1 protein-coding gene is annotated in these 393 nt (G+C 56.5%); it reads left to right on the top strand.

Annotated elements, in window-relative coordinates:
- On the top strand, positions 1 to 393 hold a 393-nt coding region (locus ACEWB7_RS18550), incomplete at both ends, for a sugar-binding domain-containing protein (protein WP_411581167.1).

The following is a 393-nucleotide window of genomic DNA, read 5'->3' as shown; positions in this document are numbered from 1 at the left end:
ACCCGATGCCGATATTGGTCTGCGCTTAGGAATCGGCGCCGCCCATATGTTGATGGAGTCACTGCGGCCACAGCAACTGCTGGCCGTCGGCTTTGGCGAAGCCACGATGACCACATTAAAACGCCTCAGCGGATTTATCTCGGCGCAACAAATCCGACTGGTCACGTTATCCGGCGGCGTGGGGCCGTATATGACCGGAATAGGCCAGCTTGATGCCGCTTGTAGCGTAAGTAGTATGCCCGCGCCGCTGCGCGCATCATCGCAGGAAATTGCCTGCACGCTGCGCAATGAAAATAGCGTGCGGGATGTGATGCTCACAGCGCATGCTGCCGATGCCGCCATCGTGGGGATTGGGGCAATTAACCAGAAAGATCAAGCCAGTATCTTAAAATC

This window comes from Acinetobacter sp. NIOH-H-8 (assembly GCF_046635365.1).
Lineage (GTDB): Bacteria > Pseudomonadota > Gammaproteobacteria > Pseudomonadales > Moraxellaceae > Acinetobacter.
Note: the sequence above shows the minus strand (reverse complement) of the source record. Positions and strands in the feature narration are given on the sequence as shown.